Here is a 10,801-nt window from a genome sequence, read left to right as displayed (position 1 = left end):
GCCCTGGGCCGTAAATAAATATCGGTATACCAGTAGGGTAAGCGGTGAAGCCAGCCAATAATACTGGATATGCGGCACGAGTGTGGCAGATGTTGGAAAAATGTCTAATCTGAGTGTTTCTGAAAGCCGAAGGGCCCGCCGTTTCTTGCGAGCCCTCTGAGTTTTCTACCTAGGCAGGAATGTTCTGCCCTATTCGATTTCCGCCGCACCAATCGATGGCAGTTCGGGACGGCGTGTCCCAGCAAAAGAAATCATTGAGTTAGGTTCAGCCATGGCCGCTCCAAGCGCTGGAGATCCGACCTGTGGAACCCAGATGCGCCCACTATCTGCTGGCGTTGCAAATGTCGTGTCCAAAGTCGTAACGCTGTCGAAGTCGCGATATCCATTGTAACGGGGTGTGAATGCAAAGACGGGTGTCATTGTGCCATCTGGAGGCGAAACATTGACCGCACCATAAAGGGTCCGCGGCACATTCCTGTTCGGCTCGTGCAAGAGATTGTTTTCGTAGGTGATCGTGAAACCGTTCTCGTTGATCAGCGCTCGGGTTTCCCCGGTGCCTCCAAACAGATTGCCACCAGACAGTAAATTCACCATCGTATTGTTGTAGACGAGGCTGGGCGTTGTCAGGTTGCCTGCGGCAATCCCTGCTCCGGAATCACGGAATACAAACATAACGTTGGCATTGATCCCGAAACCACCGATGGATCTGTTGTTACGCTGCACATCCGGTTGGATCAGGAAGTTGTTGCGCCAGGTACTGCCACCATATGAAACGACAGCCAAATCTGTGGACATGAAACCGCCCAGCAGAATGTTTCCGTCGATCATGGCGTTCACATGAGTATCCGGATTGTTTCCATCGCCATTGGCCATGGTCACAACCGGTCCAGCACTTTCCAACACGCTGGCCCCGAGGTTAAGTCGTGCACCGGCGCGCGATGCACTGTCTGCAAACCGAATGCACGGCTGTACACCGTAAACAGAGCCTTGGCTGAACCAGCCATTGCGCGAGAACACGTCACTTGCCCAAATATGAGCACGCTTCGGACCGCCGAAACGAACAGGACCTTGAGTATTGTGCCGCGGGGGCGAGACCCTTGGTCCACCGCCCAAAGCATCGACATGCTGCATCAGCCGCGCGCCGGTATAGGCGCTTGAGACTTGTGTGGAACTGTCAAAAACCGCGTATTCCTGCCAATCGGAAATCGCAGTGTCGTTGATCGTGTACATCGTTTCGCGATCACTGTTGGCCGATTGATAGGCAATCGCCCAGCCCGAGAACTCACAACCATCATAAAGTGTGTAGCTGGAACCCGCCCCTGCGGCCAACGCAAACGTCACCGCTGCGCCCGACTCTCTGGTGCTGTCCCACAATCCGCGGCAATCGAGACCGGAAAAAACAATGTCAGCTTCCGCATTGCGCGCCGTTCCAGCACGCAAAGCATCGTTGAACAACAAGGAACCGTTTCCAAAGCGGCCGCTGTCCAGCGATAGGATCGGCTTGGCTCCAGAACCGGCGTTGGCCTCAATGCGGAAGCTGGTTGGGCCATTTGGGGTGCTATAAAGCGCCAAGTTGCGGGCCGCGGTAATGACGTGGTTCTGCCCACGCTCCAAAATCACACGGCGTGGGCCTGCGCCGCCGGGCATCTGCTCAATCGCCGCTTGGACATTATCGTAACGCACCGCTCCTGCGGGCGCATTGGGATAACCACCGGCCGCACCATTGGTGTCGACGAACATCGTGGCTGCGCCCTCAAACACCTCGGACGCAGATCGAATGCGCGGTGTGTCGGACGACGCCCCGCCAATCCGAAAAATGCCAAAACCTACATTACCCGACGACGGTTCAATAACAGCAACTCGTACAACGAACTCACCCGAATCGCGATATGTGTGCGCGCCCAGCGGCCCACGACTCCAACGGCTGTCAAGATTGCCGCGCTGTACCTGCTCGGGCGCCGTGAATTGATAACTGTCGCCATAATCCCAAAACACACACTTGTCATGATAACTTGGATCATAGGCCGCATCATCGCTCAGCGTATTTGTGTCGAAACCGGAAAGCGTCAGATCGAACTGGAAAGCCTCGGGCGCTGCCTGCAGGTTACTGCGGCGAGCGTTGATCTCCACGGAAACGCCCGGCGTTGGCTCCAAGTCCCAAACTGAATCACCTTCTGACATTCGGCCCCATGATGTTGTCATCACGCCATCAATGGACACGACACTGCCCATCGGAAATCCTTTAAAGCATACGGATGGCATTGGAATACTCCTATCTGTTTTTGGATTGTGCAAGAAAGCTAAAGGGTTCGGTCCCGCTTAGGGCACCGTGATCTCGTTTGAGCGACTTGCGGTATCGAGCCCCCCCTGCGAAGCCGTTACGGCAACGCTGAAGTTTGTGCCCTGCTCACCCGACTGGATGACATAGACGGGGGCGTCTGGGTCACTTGCATCCACCCCGGCTGAATACCGGATCACCGGCACTCCCAGGTCAGGGTCGTAGGCAAACAATGCTGGCGTGATGTTTAAAACATCACCCGGCACAGCAGCAGCGGGAACCTCCAGCTGCGGCGGTACAAGCGCGACAGGGCCTGCCTCTAGCTCCGCCGGAGAGACCCTGTAGGTCCCGGCGTAAGCTTCGCTGGCTTGCTCTACTTGAAAGGTGCGACCGTCATTGCCGTCGATGCGCAACGTGCCGTCGGCTTCAAGCACAATTTCGAACAAATCCGGAGCGGGTGGTGCGGCAGGGATGTTCACACTGTTCGAAACACTGTTCGTAGCAAGGGCACCTTGAACCGCCGTCGCGGTGATCACGACGGCTGCGCCCTGATCGCCAGCTTGTATGACGTAGAATGGGCTGATTGGGTCGCTTGCATCCACCCCGGCTGAATACCGGATCACCGGTTCTCCCAGGTCTGGGTCATAGGCAAACAACGCTGGCGTGATGGCCAAGGCATCACCCGGCAAAGCACTGTCAGGCACCACTAGCTGCGGTGGCACCAGCGCAACGGGGCCAGCCTCAAGCTCACTGGGCAACACCCTGTAGCTCCCCACATAGGCATCGCTCGCCTGCTCCACCTCAAAGGCACGACCGTCATTGCCGTCAATGCGCAACGTACCATCGGCTTCAAGCACAACCTCGAACCGATCCGGCGGGGGCGGCGCAGCGGGAATGCTCACACCATTCGACACACTGTCCGCGGCAAAGGTCCCTTGAACCGCCGTCGCAGTGATCGTGACAGCTTCGCCCTGATCCCCAGTTTGCACAACATAGACCGGGTTGGCCGGGTCACTTGCATCCACTCCAGCCGAGTATCGGATCACCGGCTCTCCCAGCTCCGGGTCGTAAGCAAACAGTGCAGGCGTGATGGCCAATGCTTCGCCTGGCGCCGCAGTCGCAGGCACCGCAAGCTGCGGCGGCACCAACACAACCGGGCCTGCTACAAGTGCTGCCGGAGAAACGCTGTAGCGCCCTGCATAGTCGCTCGCCTGCTCCACCTCAAAGGCACGACCGTCATTGCCGTCAATACGCAACGTGCCATCGGCTTCAAGCACAACCTCGAACGGGGACGGTGGGGGGCCAGTGACAGGTGGGCGCGACGACCGTTGGCGTCTGTGCCACGCTCACGCAATTGAATGGGGCGGCCATAATCCTCGGGCTGCAAGACGTAGGTTGTATCCACAGCACCGCTGATGCCCTTCCCGTCTCGTCGCCACCGGTAGGTGAGGTTGGGAGGAGCAATTCTATCATCGTGAGCCCAAAGCCCAGGTGCCACCATATAAAGCGCACCCGCTTCCTCGTCATAGGCAATTTGCGGACGCATAAGACGCGTGGGGCGGGTATCCAACACGTTGGATTGAGTTGTGTACTGACCAGCGTATTGCGCGGGCGCATCCACCTGTATGGTCATCCGATCCATGTTGACCGGCAATGGAACCATGTTGTCGATCTCGGACCTGATGGCCAAATCCTGTACCATCTGGCCATTGGCGGTGGCACGCAGACCGGATGTATTTGCCCCGGCACTCATCCGAACACTGCCTTCAACGGGTGGGAAATCGCACGTTCAAGCGCGTTCCAATCAAATGTCAAAATGTCAGGCATGGGCAAAGATTCCTCATGAGCTTAAAACATCGCGCCACCGGCCTGAGACCAATCCAACAGGGGCCACAGGCACGGCGAAATTCGCGTCAAACCAGAGAATTGCTCCAACACTTTTCAAGCCAGTAAATGCAGCGTTCGCTGCCTGCGAACGCCGCGTGTGGCCTGATAACCGACGCCATTTTATCGCCGTGGTTTGTGCTTAATTTTCAAAGAGAAACGTGGCATATAATGCGATCATTAGACTCGCGACTGCCAGAGGCAGACATGAAATTGCAAACCAATGGATAACAAATCGTGATACCTCCGGTCGCAGCCTTGCTTGGCTGGCCTTTGGTCGTTTGGGCAGCCACGCGCGGACGAGGACCTGCATTTGTCCTGATTTTCTGCGTGCTCGGCGGCTATCTGTTTTTACCGGAACAGGGCGGGATCGACCTTCCAGCTGCCGGTGCATTGGACAAACTTACAATACCGGTTTTGTGCGCTTTGCTGTTTTGCGCCTTGAGTAAATCCCGTCAGCCACAGGACATCACTGTACTGACCGGCTGGTTTCCAAAACAAATGCTGGTGATCAGTCTGATCAGTGTCTTTATCATCGGATCCATTCTCACGGTTCTAACGAATCCCGACGCCTTCTTTTCCAATGGGCAGTTTCGGCCAGGTCTGCGTATTTACGATGCCGGGGCCATCATTCTAGGGGCGATTTACACAATCCTGCCCTTGTTGCTCGCACGCAAGTTCCTCGCTCACCCGAGAATGCATCGAATGCTGCTCTTGGGATTTTGCATTGCAGGCCTGATTTACACACCACTGATCCTGTTCGAGCTTCGCATGTCGCCACAGCTCAACAACATGGTCTACGGCTTCTTTCCGCATTCCTGGCTGCAACACCTGCGTGGCGACGGATATCGCCCGGTGGTTTTCATGCATCACGGGCTTTACCTCAGCATCTTTCTTGTTGTCGCGGTGATCGCCACGTTCGGGCTCGCCCGTCTCAACACGGGAGCGGCGCGCGCCAAGTTTCTGGCGGCCGGATGTATGCTCTTTGTGATCCTGGTTTTCAGCAAGTCTCTCGGGGCTCTGGTCATTGCAGTTCTACTTGTTCCGCTCGTGCTTTTCTTACCGATGCGGCTACAACTACTAGCCGCGGCACTGATCGGGTTGATCGCGCTCAGCTATCCCATTGCACGCGGCGCCCATATCGTTCCGGTGGATTGGCTGCTGGCTCAGGCCACCGCCATTGATCCGGAACGGGCCGCATCGCTTGGGTTCCGTTTCCACTTCGAGGAATTGCTGCTGCAACGGGTCGAAGAACGGCGGCTCTTTGGTTGGGGTGGTTATGGACGCTGGATGTTGACCGACCAGGATACCGTAGCAGACGGTGAGTGGATCATCGTCATGGGTGAAAGTGGCTGGATCGGGTATCTTTCTAAATTTGGCCTGCTGGGCCTACCTGCTCTTTTAATCTGGTTCCGCGCACGGCGTGATGGCATCGGGATGGAAAGTGCCTTCATAGCACTGGCGTTGACCGCCGGGATGATCGATCTCATTCCCAATTCTGGCATGACGCCCGACAAATGGCTGTTGGCTGGCGCGCTTTGGGGACGTCTGGAAATGGGGCGTATCAGCGATACAGAGGAACAAACAAGCGAGGCTCCGCCCTTGCGTTTTGGGATGCGGCGCCCGGCAACGCAAGCTGACCCGGGACAACCTGCAGGCCCCGCCAGCATCTACACCCGTCAGCGCAAACGGGTGGAGCGGCGCACATGACCCAAACGATCGCCGCCATCATCATTGGGCGCAATGAAGGCGAACGGCTGGTCCGAGGTTTGGCTTCGGTGCAAGGGGTCGAGCGCGTGATCTATGTCGACAGCGGCTCGACGGACGGATCTCAAGAGGCTGCCAGCACGGTTGGCTCCGAAGTGGTCTCACTCGACATGTCGCGCCCCTTCACAGCCGCGCGTGCACGCAACGCCGGACTAGACCGTGTACGCAACAGTGGATCGCGACCGACCTTCGTTCAATTCATGGACGGCGATTGCGAGTTGCAGCCAGGATGGCTCGCATCCGCCACCGCTGCACTCAATGAGGATCCAAGCCTTGGCGTGGTTTTCGGCCGCCGCCGCGAACGCTTTCCCGACGCGACGATGTACAACCGGTTCTGCGACTGGGAATGGGATGTACCCGTGGGACAGGTGCGGTCTTGCGGCGGCGATGCGCTGATGCGCATGGATGCCCTCGATGCCGTTGAGGGCTACAATCCTGGCCTCATAGCCGGTGAAGAGCCGGAAATGTGCGTCCGTCTTCGGGCCGCTGGTTGGACAATACAACGCATTGATCACGAAATGACGTTACATGATGCGGCAATGACGCGGTTTGGCCAGTTCTGGTCACGCGCACGACGGGCTGGCCATGCTTGGGCCGAGGGCGCAGCCTTGCACGGTGCGCGCCCCGAGCGGCATTGCGTCCCGGAAACGCGTAAGGCTTTGATCTGGGGATTTGGTATACCGCTGTCGATCTTTGCTCTGGCCCTCGTGATCGGTCCAACTGGCCTGTTGTTTTTTTGCGTCTATCCCGCGCGCGCCATCCGCTTCGGGCTGCGCGAAGGCGGGACAACCGAGGCATGGGAGCGCGCCTTTCTGCTAAGCTCAGGGAAATTTCCCGAAGCATTGGGCGTGCTGGAATACCACACCCGACGCTTGATCCGCCGCCCCCGAGGCTTGATCGAGTACAAATGAGGCTCAATGGCGGTCGGCCAATAGTCACTGATCCAACATTGCGATTGAACCCAACAACGCCTTAGCCCCCTCATTACGATGATCAGAACTGCATGATTTCCAAACGAGGCGTCAAGAAAATGACAGCCATGTCTCCGCCGGCGTCGAGGCGGATCCAAACGCACCTTCGTCTCGCAAAAGGTCAGAGCCGAATTACAGACTGGGCAGAACGCGAACCTACCCCGGCCAAAGCGCCGCACGTTCCTTTTCTATCTCGGCCACTGCACGTGTTTTGCCGATCATCAAAGCGCGCATCTGATAGCGTCGGATGAAAGCACGCAATTCTTGATCGCCGTGGCGCTCCGCCCCGCGCAGCAACGCAGCCAGATAACCTTGGATAATTGCAAGTCCCCCAAGAACATAGGGCTTTTGGCGCATCTTGTTCACGGCTGACGCGGTTAGAAACAGGGGGCCCGTACCCATGTAATACTGCCCGAACCCATGTCGGCGTCGACCGGTAAAAATGCCTGCCTGGCTCGAGCCCATGGGGCGCAGGTGGTTAAAACGCAATTCGGGCACATCCCAACTGACCGCTTTCCAGCCCATCATCCGCGCCTTGTGGCAGTCGATCCCGTCCCACATCACCTCACGCACAAAACCGCCAAGGGCCTCGAATGCAGAAACGCGATAAAACTTGGTCATCCCGAGGGACATGTCATCCGATATGTTCTCGGACACCATGTTACCCTTTTCATCCTCGAAATAGGCCTTGCCGGAACAGGAGGCGATACGCGGATCTGCTTCCATTCGCTCCATGAGACCTTCGAAATACCCTTGGGGTAAATCCAGATCCAAATCCAGCTTGCAAAGGTAAGAGAAGTCGGGCGGATTGATCGTGTCGTAGCCGTAGTAAAATGCTTCTATTACCCCTGGGCCGACAGCACGCTGGCCACGATCGGGCTTTGGCACCACTCGAATCCAATCATGACGCGCAGCATAATCTGCGAGAATCTGCGGCGTCGCATCAGAAGATCCGTCGTCCACAATCACCCACAAGGTTGGCCTGACAGTCTGCGCCACCACGCTGTCCAGCGTGCGGCACATGTACTCCGCCTCATTTCGACATGGGGAAATCAACACGTAAGCGCGAGGATCAACCATGGTTCATCGGTCCCAAAATCATTTAATCTATGGCTGCGTTCTTGCCCGTTCATACCTGTCCCTGCAAGGGTTGCTGACTGGCAACGGGGGCTCTTTTTCGCCAGTGTGTCCTGCGAAATGTCTCAACAATGATAGCGCACTAAGATATAGGTGGGTCCGATAACGTCCATTTTTTAACAGAATAGCTTTTCCAGGGAACTCAGGACCGATGACCGCTTACTATAACATCGACCCCGACACACTTTTGATCGACAACGATACGGCAAAGGCCGCCGGCGCCGCCAAGGCAGAGATTTATCAGGCTGCAGAACCCTATCACCACGCCTGCATCGACAACTTCTTGCCGGAAGCACTTCTTGAGAACGTCCTCAACGAGCTCGAAACTCTCCCGGCACCAGAAGAAGGGTATAGCCGCGCACAGGAGAACCTGAAGTTCTCATATATTCCTGAGCGCCTGCCAGCTTACACAAAGAACCTGTTCTATGCGTTCAACTCGCGCCCATTCATCCTTTTTCTGGAACAGATGACTGGTATCAAGGGGCTTATCCCAGACCCGTATTTCATGGGTGCAGGTATTCACAAAACACTCAATGGTGGGCATCTGGACATCCATGCCGATTTCAACCTCCACGGACCGATGCAGGTAGAGCGGCGACTGAATGTGCTGATCTACCTCAACAGGGACTGGAAAGAGGAATACGGCGGCTCGTTCGAAGTTTGGGACAAGGAAATGACCCGCAAAATGAATAGCTTTGTGCCGAAATTCAATCGGATGGTCTGTTTCTCGACCGGGTCCGACACATTCCACGGCAATCCCGAACCCGTGAACCACCCCAAGGGCGAAGCGCGCCAATCCATTGCGTTGTATTACTACACCGCCACATGGGATGCGACACGCAAGGAGCACACCACGCTCTTCAAGCCTCGCCCCGGCTCCAAAGACAAAGCTGACAGGCTTGTTGCGCGCCGAGCACTGATGCAGGATATCCTGCCACCTATCGTGTATCGCAAACTGGCCGGACCGCTGAGCCGCATTGGATTCTAATTCCCTTCCTTGCCCGCAGACAGAAGACCTTGGGCTTTGAATAAACTGTTTAAGGTGACCCTATAGTTGGGACAAAACCTCTGCTGAGCAGGCACGGTCGCCCCCAATTGGCAGTTGGGTATATGATGGGTCTTGATTGGATTTGAACGCGCATGCATTCCTCGGATACCATTTCGTCTAGGCACCCAAGCACCGGGTTCATGCATTGGGGCACTTTCTGGCTGTTGGTCACAATCCTGGGGGCGATGGCCTTCTTTTGGGACGGAACGCGCGCGCTGCTGGCGGCGTGGCAACTGCCTGAATACAGCCACGGGCCACTGATCCCGATACTGTCTGGCCTGCTTTTCTTGCGCCAACTAAAGTCGATTCCAGAAAACTCGGGTGCGGTGCGTATCCGTTGGCCCGGCGTGGTGGTCATCCTCGCTGCCGTAGCCCTCGGCAGCTTGGGCAAGCTGGCCAATATCGATGACATTGTAGCTTACGCTCTGATTCTATGGGTTGGTGGTGTCCTTCTGATCAGCTTTGGCTGGACAACGGGCAAACATTTCTGGCCCCCTGTTGTGCACTTGGTCTACATGCTCCCACTGCCGGGCGTGCTCTATTACAAGATGACCACTTGGTTGCAGTTCATCTCTTCTGAGCTGGGGGTTTGGTTTTTAAAGCTGTTGTCCGTGCCCGTGTTTCTCGATGGCAATATTATCGATCTTGGCATTATGAAGCTACACGTGGCCGAGGCCTGTTCAGGCTTGAACTACCTGTTCCCAATCCTCAGCTTCTCCTACATCTTCGCCGTGCTTTACCGCGGATCGATGTGGCACAAGGCAGTGCTCCTGATTTCTGCGGCACCGATTACAGTGCTGATGAATTCGGTGCGCATAGCCTTGGCCGGCGTGGTCGTGAACGTTTACGGGCCAGATTGGTTGGACGGATTTACCCACTTCTTCGAAGGGTGGGTTATTTTTGCAATCTGTATTGTCCTGCTCTTCCTGCTCGCCAAGATGATGCTAATGTTCCAAAGGCAAAAAATGAGCCTGCCTCAGGCATTGGATCTGGACACAGACGGACTGCTGACCCAAGCAATGCGATTGCGGTTGGTGCAACCATCTGCGGCGCTGATTGCCTCCTCTTTGGCAGTATTGATGACAATAGCTGTCTTCCAGGTGCTTCCCCAACGCGGCGATTACACTGTGTCTCGTGACAGCTTTGTCTTGTTCCCCCGCAGCCTGGGGAAGTGGCAGCAAGTTGGTCCACAGCAGTTTCTCACACCGGACGTTGAGGCGGTTTTGCGTGCAGACGACTATCTGCAGGTTGATCTGGCTCACAAAGGGTCTTCCGGTCCCAGTATTGGTCTTTTCATGGCCTGGTACAACGATCAGTCCAAAGGTGGCGTACACAGCCCCGAGATTTGTCTACCCGGCGGCGGCTGGGAAATTGCTTGGCTGGAGCGCACCGATATTGCCGCCGAACTCAATAGTCCCACCCCTTTTGAGCTAAACAAGGCAATCATCCAGAAGGGCGAAATCAGAATGATGGCCTACTACTGGTTCGAACAAAAGGGGCGGCGCATCGCTTGGGATTTCGAAGCAAAATACTTGTTGATGGTGGATGGGATTCGTACCGGCCGCACGGACGGAGCCTTGGTCAGGCTGACAACTCCAATCAATCCTGGTGAAAGCGACGCAACCGCTGCTGCACGATTGAACGACTTGGTTGCCGATCTCACCCCGGCCCTACCGCGGTTCCTGCCGGTTGAATAGTCCCTGCGCACGTGTCTCA

8 protein-coding genes are annotated in these 10,801 nt (G+C 56.3%); 4 read left to right on the top strand and 4 right to left on the bottom strand.

From position 1 onward, the window contains the following. Positions 1-189: 189 nt before the first annotated feature. The 3 genes from AC53L6_RS05015 to AC53L6_RS05005 all read right to left on the bottom strand — a co-directional run bounded on the left by AC53L6_RS05015 (position 190) and on the right by AC53L6_RS05005 (position 4,031). Complete coding sequence (locus tag AC53L6_RS05015; RefSeq protein WP_496907034.1) at positions 190-2,232, bottom strand: hypothetical protein; 2,043 nt, start codon at positions 2,230-2,232, stop codon at positions 190-192. Between the two features lie 87 nt (positions 2,233-2,319). Continuing rightward, complete coding sequence (locus AC53L6_RS05010) at positions 2,320-3,555, bottom strand: hypothetical protein (RefSeq protein ID WP_496907033.1); 1,236 nt, start codon at positions 3,553-3,555, stop codon at positions 2,320-2,322. Then, positions 3,441-4,031, bottom strand: coding sequence for a hypothetical protein (locus AC53L6_RS05005; RefSeq protein ID WP_496907032.1), 591 nt, complete (start codon positions 4,029-4,031; stop codon positions 3,441-3,443). Before AC53L6_RS05005 ends, AC53L6_RS05010 begins: the two co-directional genes overlap by 115 nt. 368 nt (positions 4,032-4,399) lie before the next feature. Between AC53L6_RS05005 and AC53L6_RS05000 the strand changes: the two genes are divergently transcribed. Together AC53L6_RS05000 and AC53L6_RS04995 are read left to right on the top strand one after the other, a co-directional pair. Continuing rightward, positions 4,400-5,872, top strand: a complete 1,473-nt coding sequence (locus tag AC53L6_RS05000; RefSeq protein WP_496907031.1) for an O-antigen ligase family protein — start codon at positions 4,400-4,402, stop codon at positions 5,870-5,872. Further along, complete coding sequence (locus AC53L6_RS04995; RefSeq protein ID WP_496907030.1) at positions 5,869-6,840, top strand: glycosyltransferase family 2 protein; 972 nt, start codon at positions 5,869-5,871, stop codon at positions 6,838-6,840. The genes AC53L6_RS05000 and AC53L6_RS04995 overlap by 4 nt, the downstream gene beginning before the upstream one ends. 216 nt (positions 6,841-7,056) lie before the next feature. On the opposite strand, the gene AC53L6_RS04990 is transcribed toward AC53L6_RS04995, so the two are convergent. Then, entirely contained in the window at positions 7,057-7,980 is a 924-nt protein-coding gene (locus AC53L6_RS04990; RefSeq protein ID WP_472726629.1) for a glycosyltransferase family 2 protein, read from the bottom strand. 208 nt (positions 7,981-8,188) lie between these two features. On the opposite strand from AC53L6_RS04990, the gene AC53L6_RS04985 reads away from it, so the two are divergent. Together AC53L6_RS04985 and xrtD are read left to right on the top strand one after the other, a co-directional pair. Next, entirely contained in the window at positions 8,189-9,025 is an 837-nt protein-coding gene (locus AC53L6_RS04985; RefSeq protein ID WP_496907029.1) for a 2OG-Fe(II) oxygenase, read from the top strand. Positions 9,026-9,177: 152 nt separating this feature from the next. After that, positions 9,178-10,782 (top strand): VPLPA-CTERM-specific exosortase XrtD, encoded by a 1,605-nt coding sequence (gene xrtD / locus AC53L6_RS04980; protein ID WP_496907028.1) that lies wholly within the window; start codon positions 9,178-9,180, stop codon positions 10,780-10,782. The last annotated feature ends 19 nt before the right edge of the window (positions 10,783-10,801 follow it).

It is taken from the genome of Tateyamaria sp. LSS28 (genome assembly GCF_059611725.1).
The sequence above is the reverse complement of the archived record's forward strand: the minus strand, read 5'-3'. Positions and strand labels throughout refer to the sequence as shown.